This is a genomic window from Kribbella sp. NPDC050470, from assembly GCF_044458365.1.
In the GTDB taxonomy this organism is placed as follows: Bacteria; Actinomycetota; Actinomycetes; order Propionibacteriales; family Kribbellaceae; genus Kribbella.
The window spans coordinates 482,232-497,398 of sequence record NZ_JBITHV010000004.1 but is presented as its reverse complement, the minus strand read 5'-3'; the positions used below and the strand labels follow the sequence as shown (position 1 = coordinate 497,398).

The window sequence follows — 15,167 nt, the reverse complement described above, 5'->3', positions numbered from 1 at the left end:
CCCGTCCGGCTGACCGTCTACCCGGTGACCATCCCGCCGACGGACCAGTCCACCTTCAAGCTGAACAACTGGACCACCTCGGCCGGCTGGGACTACGACGGCACGATCAAGGCGATCCCGGTCCAGTACGGCGTCCAGATGTACGACGCCAACTGGTGGAAGGTGATCGAGGCGATGGCCCGCAACCACGCCAAGCACCGGAACAACGTCGTGTACGCCGACTTCCAGGCGCTGCTGATCCCGCGGACCCGGATCGATGCGGCAGGCAACTACACCTTCGACTGGACCGACTTCGACCGGTTCATCGGGATCTACCGGGATGCCGGCGCACTGCAGTGGATCTACACGCCGACGCTCCTGATCAGCAGCGACCCCGCCGTCGGCCGTCCATCGCAGTTGGAGATGCTCAAGCGCGCGTCCGACGGATCGACGCAGATGGTCCCGGTGCCGTCCCAGTCGGCGGAGGCGAACGCGTACCTGGACAAGCTGTTCCCGGCGCTCAAGCAGCACCTGGACGCGAAGGAGTGGACCGACCTCTTCTACATGAGCGCGAACGACGAGACCCGGCACACGGCCGACACCACCGCGGCGAACTGGTTCTACGCCAAGTACCGGCAGTACTTCCCGAACCCGCAGCTGAACGAGGCCGAGCTCGCGATCCACAACCCGCCGCCGAACCTGACCGCGAACACGCCGATCCTCGACCTGTACGAGAAGAACGTCGGCTACTACCAGAGCAAGCGGCTGGGCGGCAACGAGCTGTGGCTCTACAACTGCATCGGCCCGCAAGGCCACTACCTGAACCGTTTCCTGGTGTCGCACCTCGCGAAGACCCGGCTCACTCCGCTGCTGGCGTGGAAGACCGACTCGATCGGCTACCTGCACTGGGGCTGGAACTACTGGTTCGAGCACGTCGGCGGACCGTACGCCCAGTACGACACCTTCGACGGACCGCAGAACGGCGACAACTTCATCGTCCGGCCCAACCGAGCGGCGTACGACGTCTACGACAGCACCCGGAGCGAGGCGCAACTCGACGGCGCCGAGGACTACGAGCTCTTCACCAAGCTCGCCGCGACCAAACCGCTGCTCGCGAAGGCGCTGGCCAACTCGCTGCTCGTCAACTCCTACACAGGTGATCGATCCGGCACGGCCGTGGACGTCGTACACCGTCAGGTCCTCGACCCGCTCGTCGCCGGTGGCCCCGACCAGGCCTATCCGTACGCCGACGACTTCGCAGCCGGATCCCAGTCCTGGCAGACGAACAGCGGAACCTGGTCGGCCTCGGGTGGCGTGCTGACACAGACCGACGTCAGCCGCTGGGACCACGTCGCCGGCCTCGAGGGACGCGCGTACGGCGATGTCGCGGCGAGCGTGGACGTGCAGATCCGCGGGATCAACCCGACCGGCGGCAACGAGAACTGGGCCGGGATCGTGGTCCGCAACCTCAACCCGACGGACTTCGAGAGCGGCTATTTGGTGGCCCAACGCAACAACGGCGAGGTGTTCGTCTACCGCAGCGGTACGACGCTCGCGCGGGCGCAGGCGCCTGGATACGCGGCCGGCCAGTTCAACCGGCTGCGCGTGGTCGCGCGCGGGAGCACCCTGCAGGTGTACGCCGGGTCCGGGCATGCGCCGGTGCTGATCGTGACCGACTCCGCCTTCCGGGCCGGCGGGATCGGGCTGGCGAGCGGCGGCGTGAACGTTGCCTTCGACAACGTCCGACTGAATCCCGAGGTGAACCCGGCGGAAGGCGCCGCAGTGAGCGTCAGTTCGTCGTACGACGGGGATGGGTGGAATCCGCGCGCGGTCGTCGATGGTCGGCGAACCTCTGGCGCTGCGTCGATGGGGTGGACCAGTGCGGCAGCCGCGAGTGCGACGGACGCCCAGACCTTGCAGGTGGATCTCGGGTCGGTGCGGTCTCTTGGGCGGGTGGATCTGTACCCGCGATCGGATGGGGCCAACACCGGGAACGGGTTCCCGGTCGACTTCACCGTCGAGACGTCGGCCGACGGTGTCACCTGGACGCCGGTCGCGACGGTGGCCGATCACGCCCAGCCGGGGTCCGCGCCGGTATGGTTCACCTTCCCGCCGACGACCGCGCGGTACGTCCAGGTCCGTGGGACGGAGCTGCGGCCGGACGGCGAAGGCGGGTACCGGATGCAGTTGGCCGAGCTGGAGGTGCGGTGACTACCAGGCGTTGAGGTGCAGGACGTCGTCCAGCGGCTGGCGCGGGGCGGGCTTGAAGTCGGTCCCGACCGTGTAGGCGGTCGGGATCAGCACCGACTGCCGGATCTCCTCGGGCAGGCCGAGGACGTCGGCGACCTCCTGCTCGTAGTTGAGGTGCAGCGTGGTCCACGCCGTACCGAGGCCGCGGGCGCGTGCGGCGAGCATGTAGCTCCACGCCGACGGCAGGATCGAGCCCCACAACCCGGCCTGGTTGCCCGCCGGCAGCGCGCGGGCTTCGAGGCATGGGATGACGAGGACCGGGACCTGCCCCATCCGCTCACCCAGGTAGGCGACGCTGTTGCCGATCCGGCGCTGTACCGGTCCGCGCACCGGGTCGTCCGCGAAGAGTTTCCCGGCGGCACCGGTGCCGGCCAGGTACTTCTCGACGGCGAGCCGGTAGTACTCCCCGATGGCGGCCCGCTTGTCCGCATCCGTGACCACCACCCAGTGCCATGTCTGCCGATTGCTCCCCGACGGCCCCTGCAACGCGATCTCCACACACTCCCGCACCACGTCCAGCGGCACCGGCCGCTCCAGATCCAGCCGCTTGCGCACCGTTCGAGTGGTGGTGAGCAGTTCGTCGGGGTTGAGCTCCAAGGTGTAGGTCACGCCCACAGTCTGCTCGATCAGCAGGTGTAGAGGCTGTTGGGGTGGACCTTCTCGCAGAAGCGGACGTGGAGGTGGTTGTCGTGGGCCGGCCACTCGGTGGTGAGTCCTTCGTTGATCAGGACCGGGTCGTTGAAGAAGATGATCCGGACGTGCCCCGGTGCGGCGGCACGGATCGCCTGGACCAGTTGGCGAGTGGCAGCCCGGTCGTACGTCGATGACTCCCAGGTGATCCGGCCTGCGGTGCACTGGGCGCTGTCCGTGCGGATCGGCCAGATGTCGATGTCCAGGCCAACCTCATGGCTGCCGTGGCCGGGGATGTCACCACCGTGCTCGAACCCGGCATCGCCGTACGGGACCTTTCCTTGTGCGGTGCCGCGGAACGATCGCGCGGCCTGCTCGAGCTGGGCGACTGCGGCCGACGTGGCCCAGTTGGCCGCCGTACCGTTGCCGTCGGGGTCCTGGTCGCACAGGTTGGCGGCGAAGTCCGGGTAGTCGTAGTGCCAGGCGAGGTTGCGCCAGGTGATCGGACCGACGATCCCGTCCGCGCCGATGCCGGCGTGGGACTGGAACGCGACCACTGCGTCGCGGACCGCCGTACCGAACACTCCGTCGACCGGCAGGCTGAGCCGCCGCTTGGCGTTGAGCTCGACCTGAAGCGCCTTCACCGCCGCGTTGTTGTCGCCCGACCGGATCGTCGGCACCAACGCTCCCCAGGTCTGCGGTCCGACGATGCCATCGGCGCCGACGCCCTTCGACGTCTGGAACGCCTTGGCGGCGGCCGTCGTCGTCGCGCCGAACACTCCGTCGGCGGAGACGGACTGCCCGTGGTGCTGCAGCAGGTACTGGATCGCCAGTACGTCGGCGCCGCGATTGCGACTGCTCTGCGTCGGGAAGAAAGCGTTCGCGTACGCCTGCGCCGGCGCAGGCACTCCGATCAGCAGTACGGCGGCCAGCACCGCGAACACGAGTCGTCGTCTCATGGCTCCTCCGGGGCGGGTGAGGTGCGCTGGTTACTGACTAACTTCTACGCAGCCACGATCGGGCATGATCTTCCCAACCGCAAGACCTCACTGGAAGGGTGCCGGGTCCCCCGCGCCGACCCGGACCACCTCGGCGAAGTCGTCGGAGAAGTCGACGACGGTGGTGGGCTCGGTGCCGGTCTCGCCTTCGATGACCGCGTCGACCTGGTTGTCGAGCTCTTCCTTGATCTCCCAGGCCTGCGTCATCGGCACCTCGTGGTCCGGAAGCAGCAGGGTGCTCGACAGCAGTGGCTCGCCCAGCTCCTCGACCAGCGCCTGGGCCACGACGTGGTCCGGGATCCGCACGCCGACCGTCTTCTTCTTCGGGTGCAGCAGCCGGCGCGGCACTTCCTTCGTGGCCGGCAGGATGAACGTGTAGCTGCCCGGCGTGGCCGCCTTGATCGACCGGAACACCGCGTTGCTGATGTGCACGAACTGCCCGAGCTGGGCGAAGTCCTGGCAGACCAGCGTGAAGTGGTGCCGGTCGTCCAGGTGCCGGATGGCGCGGATCCGCTCGATCCCGTCCCGGTTCCCGAGCTGGCAGCCGAGCGCGAAGCACGAGTCGGTCGGATATGCGATCAGCCCGCCGTCGCGCACCAGGTCCACCACCTGGCCGATCGCGCGCCGCTGCGGATTCTCCGGGTGCACGTTGAAATACCTCGCCATAACGGCCGAGCCTAGCGGTCGGGTCAGCGGGCCGGACCGACCGCGGTGGCGGTGACGACGAGGTTGTCCTCGTAGCCACCGCGGGAGGCGTCGTACGCGCCCGTGCAGGTGATCAGGACCAGCCGGTGGCCGACCTTCTGGTCGAAGGCGCCGCTCTTCGTCGCGAGCGCGTTCTTCGGCACCGAGACGATCGAGCTGACCCGGTACGTCGCGGTGTGGCCGGCGCCATGCAGTACGACGAGCTCGCCCGGCTTGATGCGGAGCAGCCGGGCGAAGTGCCCGACTCCCTCGGTCTTGGTGTCGACGTGGCCGGCCAGCACCACCGACCCGAACGGGTCACCGGCCTGAGCACCGCCGTCCCACCAACCGACGCGCCGGCCTTCCTCCGGGACCTTCAGCTCACCCCTCACCGTGCTCGCCGGGATCACCGGAGCCGTCGCCCCACCCGGCAGCACCACCTGGTCCGGAACGAACCAGATCCGCTGGCTCGGGGCCGGCGTACCGATCCGGGCCGGCGGTGCGGACGCCGGATCGGTCTGCGACGGCGTGACCCTGGGTTCGATCTCCGGAACGAACCCAGGGGCGCCACGTACAGCCGGAGCGGACGACGGCGTTGGGGTACCGCCGCCCGCCCCGGGGTCCGGCACGGCGTTGTCCGCCTGCGCAGCGCACCCCTCCAGGCCCGCGCAGCACAACACCAGTGCGAGCAGGAGCTTCCTCAGCGACGGACCGCCTTCCGGACCGTCACCACCGCAGCCAGCAGACCGGCCAGGATGACCACGAGCCAGAGGTCCGCGGAGCTGTGCGCCTGGTTCAGCTCCGCCGCCTGACCGCCGGTCCCGGTGTCCACCAGCCCGGGTGTCCCCGAACCCGAACCCGGCAACTTGATCGTCCCGAGCGCGACGTTCATCGTCTTCGCGTTCGGATTACCGACCGCGAAGACCCGGGTCAGATAACCGGCCCGAGCCGGCAAATCCAACGGACCGAGAACAACCGGTGAACTCGCGCCGGCCGGCACGATGTCGACCTTGTAGGTGGCCGCCGGGACGACCGCCTCCAGCGATTCCCCATTCGCCACGTTCGCGAACGCCACCTGACCGTTCACCCGGATGTCGGCCGGCCCGACGGCCGCGTCGTGCGCGACCCGCAGCGCGGCCTTGTCGCGCGGGATCGCGTTCAGTTTGTTCACGTACGACGTCAGCACCGGCGCGCCGGTGGGCGAGACCGGCAGGTGGATCACGGCGTCGACGCTGGCCCCGGATCCGACCGAGACCTCCCGCGAGATCACCGTCTTGCCGTCCTGCCGGGCGGTCAGCATCCGCTTGCCTGCGGCAACACCGAACGGCCCGACCACCTTCGTGGTCGCGACATCGGTCGCCACCGTGCGGCCGTCGATGCTGATGTCGAGCGATCGCCCGGGCAGGCCCTGGACGACGTACAGATTGGCGCCCGCGGCCCCCTCGGCCGGCGCCACGAGGACGGCCGGCGCCGCCGCGACAGTCACCACCAGCGCCAGCGGAATCACCCGGCTAATTACCGGACCAGGAATTCTCGAAATTGCTTCGAATACGGCCCGGAATGGTCCGGACACGCTCCGTCTCACCATTTTGTGCCCCCTCGAAGTCCCCAGGAAATATTCGGCAGTAATTGCCGCACCCCACTAATTCCGGCGTATCGTATGCGCAAGTCCGATCCGACCGCCAGAGGAAACGGCCGAATCCGTTGGGGGCGATGAGACGTGTCTGAACGCGGTTCGCCGGACCGGGCGTCGAGGACGGGCGCGGAGTTCCTCCCGGACGTGCCATCGGGGGTGGAGGACCTCGGGCGACGGGCGACGGGGACGGGGACAAGGTGGCTGGCCGCGGCCGCGCTGACTCTGGGGCTCAGCGCGACCGTGGCCTGCTCACCGGACACGGCCGGCCCGGTGGCCCCCAGCCCCGGCCTTCCCTCTGGACCGGTCAGCACCACTCGGCCCGGCGAGACGCCGGCCAGCAGCCCGGGTCCCGGCGCGACCACGCCGGGCATCCGGATGGTCGCCGTACCGCTGGCGGACGGGTCGTTCGACATCACCGAGGACGTGATGTTGCCCAAGCCGACGAGCATCCTGCAGGTCCAGCTGCCCGCGTCCGGTGAACAGCTGCCCGGGATGATGACCAAGACCTCGCCGATCGCGACCAACCTGCGGGTGCTGGCCAACGGCGCGGCCATCCCGCTGGCCAGCTCCAGCGTCACCACCACGACCGACGTGCCGCTGACCACGGCCGCGACGAACCTGCGCCTGATCTACCGGCTGTCCGGCTCGACGGTACGGCGTACGGAGTCGAAGCCGGAGCGGGCCGCGTCGGCCATCCGGCCGCTCACCGCGATCACCGAGGGCGGCCTGCCGACCAACCTGATCGTCAACGGCGGCGAGCTGCTCAACGTCGTCTGCCCACTGCTCACCGAGACCCGCTGCGCAGTCGGCAACCCACCCGAACTCTCGGTGCTCCCAGGCATCCCGGCCGACAAGGCCCTCGTCGTTCTCCAACTGGATCTCCCGCAGCCGTAGTAAGCACCTAGTGTGAGTCCATGACGGACGAGCGGATCGTTTTCGGCACCAGCCGGGCGAGGTGGGTCCTCGCGGCCACGGCACTCGGGTCGGGGATGGCGTTCCTCGACGGCACGGTGGTCAACGTCGCGCTGCCGGCGATGGGCGAGGAGTTCGACGCCGAGGTCGCCGGACTGCAGTGGATCGTCAACGGGTACATGCTGCCGCTGGCGGCGCTGATCCTGCTCAGTGGTTCGCTCGGCGACCGGCTCGGCCGGCGGCGGATGTTCGTCGTCGGAGTGATCTGGTTCGCGATCGCCTCGGTGGTGTGCACGGTCGCGCCGACCCTCGAGGTGATGATCGCCGGCCGGGTCCTGCAGGGCATGGGCGGCGCGTTGCTGACCCCCGGCAGCCTGGCGATCCTGCAGACCACGTTCGCGCCGTCCGACCGCGGCAAGGCGGTCGGCGCCTGGTCCGGCCTCACCTCGGTCGCCGCGGCCATCGGCCCGTTCGTCGGCGGCGGCCTGGTCGACAGCGGGTCCTGGCGGTACATCTTCCTGCTGAACGTCCCGCTCGCCCTGCTGACCTTGCTCGTCACCCTGCGGCACGTCCCTGAGACGCGCGACGAGACCGCGGCCGGCAAGCTCGACCTGAAGGGCGCCGCGGTCGCGACCATCGGCCTCGCCGGGCTCACCTTCGGCCTGATCAGCGCCGGCGAACGCGGCTGGAGCGACCCGCTCGTGCTGACCTCGCTGATCGTCGGCGTCCTCTCGTTCGCGGTCTTCGTGGAGGTCGAGCGCCGGGAGTCGCACCCGATGATTCCGCCCGGCATCTTCGCCAACCGGGCCTTCACCGGCGCCAACCTGGTCACCGTCGTCGTGTACGGCGGCATGGGCACGGCGACGTTCCTCCTCGTCGTCTACCTCCAGACCGCACTCGGGTACTCCGCGATCTGGGCCGGCGCCTCACTGCTGCCGATGACGCTGCTGATGCTGGCGCTGTCCGGGTACGCCGGCGGACTCGCGGACCGGATCGGTGCGCGGATCCCGATGACCGTCGGACCGCTGCTGATGGCGGCGGGCCTGCTACTGATGCTGCGGATCGACATGGACTCGACTTACGTCTCCGCGGTGCTGCCGGCGGTCGTCGTACTCGGCCTCGGGCTGGTCGCGACCGTCGCGCCACTGACCGCGACCGTGTTGTCGTCGGTGGACGACCACCACGCCGGGATCGCGTCCGGGGTGAACAACGCGATCGCCCGGTCGGCGCAGCTGATGGCGGTCGCGGCGATCCCGATCGCGGCCGGGCTCACCGGCGACTCATGGCTCGATCCGGTTGCCTTCAGCAATGGGTTCGCCAACGCACTGTGGATCTCCGGGGCGTTGTGCGCTGCCGGTGGGGTGATTTCCTGGTTCACGATCGGCGGCCGCGCCGAGAGGCCGGTCGAGGTCCTTCACCACCCGCACTGCGCGCTGACCGCACCGCCGTACGCCGACAGCCGCGAGGCCTCCTGAGCCCAGCCCGGCACGGCGACATGTCGACAAATGGCGAACCGGCCTTCAGCAGTTCGGAAGGTCGCGGCCGTTGTTGTCCTTCGCCTCGTCGTTGCCCCAGCGGGACAGGTAGTACGCCGACACCCACTGATTCGCCGGGCCGACGTCGAGGTCGGTCTTCATCCACCAGTGGTTGTAGGCGGTGCCGACCCGGACCTCCGGCCCCCAGACCTTGCAGAACACGTAGTTCGTGCCCTTGTAGAGGGTGCCGGTCTGGGTGCCGCCGGGCGTGCTGTGACCGGGTGCGTTGGCGAACGTGTCGACCCAGAACTTCCCGTCGCCCGCGCCGCAGTTGGCGCTGGTCTCGAAGTGCTGGTTGTACGACCAGGTGAGCGGTACGGCGTGCCCGTTGAACCACGACTGCTGGACGGTGCCGTTCAGCTTCTGCTCGTAGTGCAGGTGCGGCCCGGTGCTGTCACCGGTGTTGCCGACGATGCCGATCTGCCGGCCCTGTGCTACCACGTTGCCGACGGCAACGTCACGGCGGTCCATGTGCAGGTACCGGGTCTGCCAGCCACCACCGTGGTCGATGACGACCATGTGGCCGCCGCTGGACGACAGCAGCGACGCACTGACCGTCCCACCGGCCGACGCGAGCACCGGAGTGCCGCGGGTGGCTCCGCTCGGCGAGACCATGTCCAGCATCCACTGGCTGGCGTGGCCGCCGTGCGTCGCGGTGGTCCACCGCAGCCCGCACGGGATCGGCATCTGAAATCCGGGCGCTGCCGTGGCAGTGGTCGGCACAGCGACCAGCCCGGCGGCGACGAGTGTTGCGAGCAGCAACAGCTTGATGATGCGCTTCGGGTTCATGGGGGCGGCCCCTTCCGCGATCGACTTGAGCGTCAGGGTAACGCTCCGTCGCGGGATCCCGAGGCCTTTCGACCTGCGCGAAAACGTCAGCGCAGCGCCAGATACTCCTTGCGTACGGCGGGTTCCAGCCGCTCGATCGCGTACCGCAGCATGGTCCGCGGCATCAACGCCGCGTGCTCGTCGAGGAACGCCCGGAGCTCGTCCTCCGAGACTCGCTTGCCGGCCTCACGCAGCATCCACCCGGACGCCTTGTGGATCAGGTCCTCGCGGTCGTCGAGCACCAGCGCGGACAGCGCGTACGTGTCCGCGCTCTCGCCGTTCCTGATGAACAGGTGGGTCGCAACGAGCGCGATCCGCCGCTCCCACAGCGAGGGCGACCGGACCAGCGTGTAGAGCACGTCGCGCGGCTTGTCGAGCAGGTACCCGCCGACGATCTCCGACGTGCTGCAGTCGACCAAGTCCCAGTTGTTGATGTACGCCGTACTGCGCAGGTAGAGGTCGTAGATCGCGGTGACCTCGGCCGGGTCCGCCGTACGCGGCTTGAGGCTGCGGGACGCGCGGTCGGCGAGCAGGCAGAGCACGGCCAGCCGGTGCTCGTGGATCGGGCTCTTCAGCGCCTCCTCGAGCTCGGCGAGCGGAAGGCCGGCGCGCAGGTAGGGCTTGAGCAGGCCGCGGATGGTGGACAGCTTCACGCCGATCATCTGGTCGCCGTGACCGTAGCCACCGGGTCCCAGCTTGAAGTAGCCGGCCAGGATCTTCGCCGCGGCCGGGTCGGCCGCGGCGTCGACGTCGGCGAGCAGGTCGGCGGTGCTCAGATCAGCAACCCTCCGGTGGCGCGCAGGTTCTGCCCCGTCAGCCAGCGGCTGTCCGGACCGGCCAGGAAGGCGACGACGTCCGCGATGTCGGCCGGCTCGCCGACGCGGCCGAGCGCGGTGATGCCGACCAGCGCGGCCTTGGCCTCCGGCGGGTTGGAGTCGCGGAACATGTCGGTGTCGGTCGCACCCGGCGAGACGATGTTGACGGTGATTCCACGGGCGCCGTACTCTCGGGCGGCGACCTTGACGAACTGCTCGAGCGCGGCCTTGCTCGCCGCGTACAGCGAGATCCCGGGACCGGGCACGACCGTATTCAGCGTCGAGAGCGCGATGATCCGGCCGCCGTCGGGGAGCACCCGCGCCGCCTGCTGGATCGCGAAGTACGGACCCTTCACGTTGGTGGCGAAGAGGTGGTCGTAGTCGTCCTCGGTGACGCTGTCGATCGGCTTCACCGTCACCTCGGCCGCGTTGCCGACGAAGATGTCCAGGGCCCCGGTCGGCTCGGCGGCTCGCGCGAACAGGTCGGGGATGCCGGCCAGGTCGGCCTGGTCGGACTGCACCGCGATCGCCTGGCCGTCGGCCGCCTTGACCTCGTCGACGACCTCGGCGGCCGCGGCGTCGCTCGACAGGTAGGTGAAGGTGACCACGGCGCCGTCGGCGGCCAGCCGCCGGACGATCGCTGCCCCGATCCCTCGCGAACCGCCGGTGACGAGAGCGGCCTTGCCGTCGAGCGCACCCATCGCAGCCTCACCCCTGGTGTCAGATTGCTTCCATAACGTGTCTATCACGCATACCCTGGTGACCCCAGTGAACCCGTCCCGGAAGGGCATCGGGACCTTCGGCGGCCGTGAGGTGATGCGTTCGATCGAGTGACGATTGCCTTTGTAGGAGGCGTCTGCACAGGCAGGTGAACGAGGCGTCTGCACATGGCAAATGCACTGGCTGGTAGCGCTTACACCCGTGGTTAGATCACGCTCCGAGGTCATCCGGGTCAGACCCGTTGTGACGCTTGCGCGTTGGGGCATACGGTGAGGGCAGGGCAGTTCCACCTCGCCAGGACCGACCGGCGTCCGCGGGACTGTCCGGGGGAGAGACCGGCGTGACCAGCCACCCAGAGCCGCGGGACGGCGAGATGATCAAAACGACTTTCGACGCTGTGACCGAGGAGCTGGAACCAGGCGTGCTGCTGGTCCGGCTGTCCGGTGAGATCGACATCGCGACCACTGACTTCGCTGCCGAGTCGATCCGCGCCGCAGTGGCCCCACCGGCCAAACTGGTGCTGATCGACGTCTCTGCCGTCACCTTCTGCAGCTCGGCCGGACTGGGCAACCTCGTGGAGGCCCGCAACCTGGCCGGCCTGCACAACATCACCCTGGCTCTGGTCGGCGTCGGCCGCCCGGTCGATCGGCCGCTGGCGATCACCGGTCTCGGCGGCCAGTTCCGGATCTACTCCACCGCCACCGAGGCGCTCGCCGAGCTCTGAGCCCCCGGGCGGGGGTGGAATCGATTCCAGCCTGCCTCTAGGGTGCTGGGTGTGTTGCACGCCATCGAGGACACCTGTGTGGTCTACCTGTTCGTTGACCCGGCGACGCGGTCGGCAGTGGCGATCGACGCCGGCAGCGGACGCTGGCTGGACCAGTTGCCGTCGTACGGCGTGGACCGGGTGACCGACGTACTCGTCACGCACCACCACCGCGACCAGGTCGAAGGTCTGCCACGGCTCGTGGCAGCCGGCGCCCGGATCTGGGCGCCCGCCGGCGAAGTCGACCTGATCGCCGGTGTGGATCATCACTGGCAGCAACGACGTGTGGTGAACAACTACGATCTGCACACGGACCGGTTCTCGTTGCTGGAGCCGGTGCCGGTCGCCGGCGTCATGAAGGACTACAGCGTCTCCCGCATCGGGCATCTGGACGTGCGGACGCTGCCGACACCTGGTCACACGCCAGGCAGCGTCAGCTACCTGATCGATGGCTATGCCTTCACCGGCGACCTGCTGCACAGCCCGGGCAAGGTGTGGTCGGCTGCCGCGCTGCAGTGGTCGTACGTCGGTCTTGAGGGCGCCGCGCTGACCATGGCCTCCCTGGTGCAGTTGCTGGACCACCAACCGCGCGCACTGATGCCCAGTCACGGCTCGCCGATGACAGACCCGGCTCTCGCCGTCCGGCAGACCTGCGACGCGCTGGGCGAGCTGATCAAGGTGCGACTCGGCCAGCCGACCGGTCTGCTCGACAAGCTCGAGCGGCCGTACGTAGAGCTCAGCCCGCACCTGCTGATGAACCGCACGAGCGAGTCACACAGCTACGTCCTGCTCAGCGACTCCGGTAGGGCGCTGCTGATCGACTACGGCTACGACCTGACCACGGGCATCCCGATCGGTGGCCCGCGGCACCATGTCCGACCCTGGCTGCCCAGCCTGCGCGCACTGCAACGCGACTACGGCATCGAGCGGGTCGAGGTTGCCATCCCCACCCACTACCACGACGACCACGTTGCCGCGTTCAACCTGATGCGCGAGGTGCACGGGACGGAGGTGTGGGCGTCGAGTCCGGTGGCCCACGTGCTGGAGAACCCGACGCACTATGACCTGCCCTGTCTATGGTTCGAGCCGATCCCCTGCGCGCGGCACGTGGCGGACGGGACGAGTGTGCGGTGGCGCGAGTACGAACTGGACCTGCATGCTCTGCCGGGGCACACGCTGTACGCGTCGGCCATTGGCTTCGAGGTGGACGGGCAGCGGGTGCTGTCCACAGGAGATCAGCAGACGGGTAGCTGGGTTCCTGGTGAGTCGGCGGAGATCCCGAACTTCCAGTACGCGAATGCCTTCGCTGCGGACGACTATGTGGCCTCGGCTGCGCTCTACCAGCGGCTGCAGCCGTCTCTGATGATCTCCGGGCACTGGGACCCGCGACCGGTGACGCAGGACTACCTGGACGAGTTGGTGCGGCTTGGCGATGCCGTTGCGCGGGTACACCGGGAGTTGTTCTTGCCGGACGACCCGGTGTTCACGGGTGCTGTGCGCATCACGCCGTACCGGATCGATGCGGTGGACGGGCAGCCGTTCACTGTGCGGGTGAGCTGTGCGGGTGCGTCGCTGGTGGTGCCTTCCGGATGGGAGTGCTCACAGGTGGCGTCGCAGGAGTTCCTCGTGGTGCCACATGTCGGGGAGCCGGTGCGGCAGGCGCGGATCGCGGCCGGGATCACCCGGGACGGGCGGTACGTGGGTCAGTTGGCAGAGGCACTAGTAGACGTGAGGACGGGTCGTTGAAGTACACGGTCGATGTACAGGAAGCCAAGGCGTACGCCAGCGTGGTCGTCGATGGACGGCCGGTGCTGAAGCTGCGGCTGTTCGCCTCGCTGGACACAGTGGAGGGGTTCGACGAGAGCTACGGCGACATCGCGGTGGATGTCGTCGAGGGTGCTGAAGGACTGGTCGTCACTGCGACTGCTCACAGCACGGTGTGGGACACGCGAGTCACGACCACGCGGTTCCTGGCCGACCGGATCGAGACGTCGACAGTGGTGACCGGCCGGGGGCGGCTTACCGACATGCACCTGCTCGGTGGGCGTCGTACGCCGCGGGGTTTCCTGCCCAGCGGGTCGCAGCTGCAGCAGGCGTACTCCCCCAATCCGGACCACCCGACCCGTGTCATCCGGGATGCGCTGGAGCCGGCGACGATCAGTGTGTGCGGTGAGGGCGGTGAGCCGGGCATCGAGCGGTGGCTGTTCACGCCCGCGCCCTGGTGCTTCGCGGCGGCCGTGGACGACCAGTGGCTGGGCCTCAGTGTGGTGGCACCGGTCGCCGAGCAGACCTTCACCAGCTACCACTACCTGCCTGTGACCGGTGGCTTCAGTCTGCGGCTGGACTACGAGGGCCAGACCGTGGTCGAAGGGCAGTTCCGCACGCCGCCGCTCGTCGTACACCTGGGTGGTGAGTCCCCGTCGGATGTCCTGGTGCAGCATCGGGCATTGCTCGACTCGTACGGCGTTGTGCCTTCCCGGACGGCAGTGGACGCGGAGTGGTGGCGCGGGACGATCTTCTGCGGGTGGGGAGCGCAGTGTGCGCTGGGGGTTCGCACCGACCAGGCTCCACAGCCGCTAGCGACCCAGACGAACTACGACGCGTTCCTGGAGACCCTTGCTGGGCAGGGGATCGTGCCGGAGACGATCGTGATCGACGACAAGTGGCAGGCGTCGTACGCGACCTGCCAGCCCGATCCGGTGAAGTGGCAGGACCTGAAGGGCTGGATTGCCGCGCGGCATGCGGCCGGGCAGCGGGTGTTGCTGTGGTGGAAGGCGTGGGACGAGGAGGGCGCTCCGCTGGACGCCTGCGTGACCGATGCCGGTGGCAACCCGGTCGGCCTCGATCCGGACTCTCCTGCCTGCGCGTCACTGATCACCGAGGCCGTGACCTACATGCTGTCCGCAGACGGGCTGGATGCGGACGGGTTCAAGGTCGACTTCACCGCGCGGACGCCGTCCGGCTCGTCACTGCGGCACAGCGGACGCCGGTGGGGTGCCGCGCTGCTGCACGAGCAGCTCCGGCTCGTTTACGACACGGCCAAGCGGGTCAAGCCGGACGCACTGGTCGTCACGCACACGCCGAACCCGGCCTTCCTCGACGTGACCGACGTGATCCGGCTGAACGACGTACTGCACGACCACACCGCCGAGCCCGGGTATGTCGCTCGTCACATGGCCTATCGGGCCGAGGTGGTGCAGGCGGTATGTCCTGAGCTGGGCATCGACACCGACGGCTGGATGATGCCGAGTCACGGTGAATGGCGCACGTACGTGGCGATGCAGGGCGGTCTGGGCGTGCCGGCGCTGTACTACGTGGACGGTACTGACACGGACCGCTACGACTTCGCTCCGGACGACTTCGACGCCATCAAGGACAGCTGGAACCGCTACAGGGCGGCCCGGAGCCTTTAGACTG

At 68.7% G+C, this 15,167-nt stretch carries 14 protein-coding genes; 6 read left to right on the top strand and 8 right to left on the bottom strand.

The genetic code is table 11. The annotated features are described in order from the left end of the window. The first annotated feature begins 24 nt into the window (after positions 1-24). Positions 25-2,190 (top strand): glycoside hydrolase domain-containing protein, encoded by a 2,166-nt coding sequence (locus ACIBGM_RS14370; protein ID WP_396385705.1) that lies wholly within the window; start codon positions 25-27, stop codon positions 2,188-2,190. Here the strand turns inward: ACIBGM_RS14370 and ACIBGM_RS14365 are convergent, their stop codons facing one another. The 5 genes from ACIBGM_RS14365 to ACIBGM_RS14345 form a co-directional block, all read right to left on the bottom strand. Then, entirely contained in the window at positions 2,191-2,838 is a 648-nt protein-coding gene (locus ACIBGM_RS14365) for a nitroreductase family protein (RefSeq protein WP_360524820.1), read from the bottom strand. It lies immediately after the preceding gene. Between the two features lie 17 nt (positions 2,839-2,855). Continuing rightward, positions 2,856-3,818: a penicillin-insensitive murein endopeptidase gene (locus tag ACIBGM_RS14360; protein ID WP_396385704.1), complete on the bottom strand. Its 963-nt coding sequence runs from the start codon at positions 3,816-3,818 to the stop codon at positions 2,856-2,858. A gap of 87 nt (positions 3,819-3,905) precedes the next feature. Next, positions 3,906-4,523, bottom strand: coding sequence for an L-threonylcarbamoyladenylate synthase (locus ACIBGM_RS14355; protein ID WP_360524814.1), 618 nt, complete (start codon positions 4,521-4,523; stop codon positions 3,906-3,908). Between the two features lie 23 nt (positions 4,524-4,546). After that, positions 4,547-5,170 carry a class F sortase gene (locus ACIBGM_RS14350; protein ID WP_396385703.1) on the bottom strand — a complete coding sequence of 208 codons (624 nt, stop codon included), beginning with the start codon at positions 5,168-5,170 and terminating at the stop codon, positions 4,547-4,549. A gap of 71 nt (positions 5,171-5,241) precedes the next feature. After that, a complete protein-coding gene (locus ACIBGM_RS14345; protein WP_360524808.1) occupies positions 5,242-6,048 on the bottom strand; it encodes a DUF4397 domain-containing protein in 807 nt (268 codons plus the stop codon). 213 nt (positions 6,049-6,261) lie between these two features. On the opposite strand from ACIBGM_RS14345, the gene ACIBGM_RS14340 reads away from it, so the two are divergent. Then, positions 6,262-7,071 carry a hypothetical protein gene (locus ACIBGM_RS14340; protein ID WP_360524805.1) on the top strand — a complete coding sequence of 270 codons (810 nt, stop codon included), beginning with the start codon at positions 6,262-6,264 and terminating at the stop codon, positions 7,069-7,071. A gap of 20 nt (positions 7,072-7,091) precedes the next feature. Continuing rightward, positions 7,092-8,564: a DHA2 family efflux MFS transporter permease subunit gene (locus tag ACIBGM_RS14335; RefSeq protein WP_360524802.1), complete on the top strand. Its 1,473-nt coding sequence runs from the start codon at positions 7,092-7,094 to the stop codon at positions 8,562-8,564. 45 nt (positions 8,565-8,609) lie between these two features. Here the strand turns inward: ACIBGM_RS14335 and ACIBGM_RS14330 are convergent, their stop codons facing one another. From ACIBGM_RS14330 to ACIBGM_RS14320, 3 genes are all read right to left on the bottom strand, one after another. Then, positions 8,610-9,413: a M23 family metallopeptidase gene (locus ACIBGM_RS14330; RefSeq protein WP_360524799.1), complete on the bottom strand. Its 804-nt coding sequence runs from the start codon at positions 9,411-9,413 to the stop codon at positions 8,610-8,612. Positions 9,414-9,499: 86 nt separating this feature from the next. After that, positions 9,500-10,213 carry a DNA alkylation repair protein gene (locus ACIBGM_RS14325; protein ID WP_360524877.1) on the bottom strand — a complete coding sequence of 238 codons (714 nt, stop codon included), beginning with the start codon at positions 10,211-10,213 and terminating at the stop codon, positions 9,500-9,502. A gap of 11 nt (positions 10,214-10,224) precedes the next feature. Beyond that, positions 10,225-10,968, bottom strand: a complete 744-nt coding sequence (locus tag ACIBGM_RS14320; protein WP_360524796.1) for an SDR family oxidoreductase — start codon at positions 10,966-10,968, stop codon at positions 10,225-10,227. Between the two features lie 392 nt (positions 10,969-11,360). Here ACIBGM_RS14320 and ACIBGM_RS14315 point away from each other — a divergent pair, with 392 nt between their 5' ends. The 3 genes from ACIBGM_RS14315 to ACIBGM_RS14305 are packed head-to-tail and all read left to right on the top strand — an operon-like array spanning position 11,361 to position 15,163. Continuing rightward, a complete protein-coding gene (locus ACIBGM_RS14315) occupies positions 11,361-11,711 on the top strand; it encodes an STAS domain-containing protein (RefSeq protein ID WP_360524793.1) in 351 nt (116 codons plus the stop codon). A 51-nt stretch (positions 11,712-11,762) separates the two neighbouring features. Further along, complete coding sequence (locus ACIBGM_RS14310) at positions 11,763-13,496, top strand: MBL fold metallo-hydrolase (RefSeq protein WP_360524790.1); 1,734 nt, start codon at positions 11,763-11,765, stop codon at positions 13,494-13,496. Next, positions 13,493-15,163, top strand: a complete 1,671-nt coding sequence (locus tag ACIBGM_RS14305; protein ID WP_396385700.1) for a hypothetical protein — start codon at positions 13,493-13,495, stop codon at positions 15,161-15,163. Before ACIBGM_RS14310 ends, ACIBGM_RS14305 begins: the two co-directional genes overlap by 4 nt. The last annotated feature ends 4 nt before the right edge of the window (positions 15,164-15,167 follow it).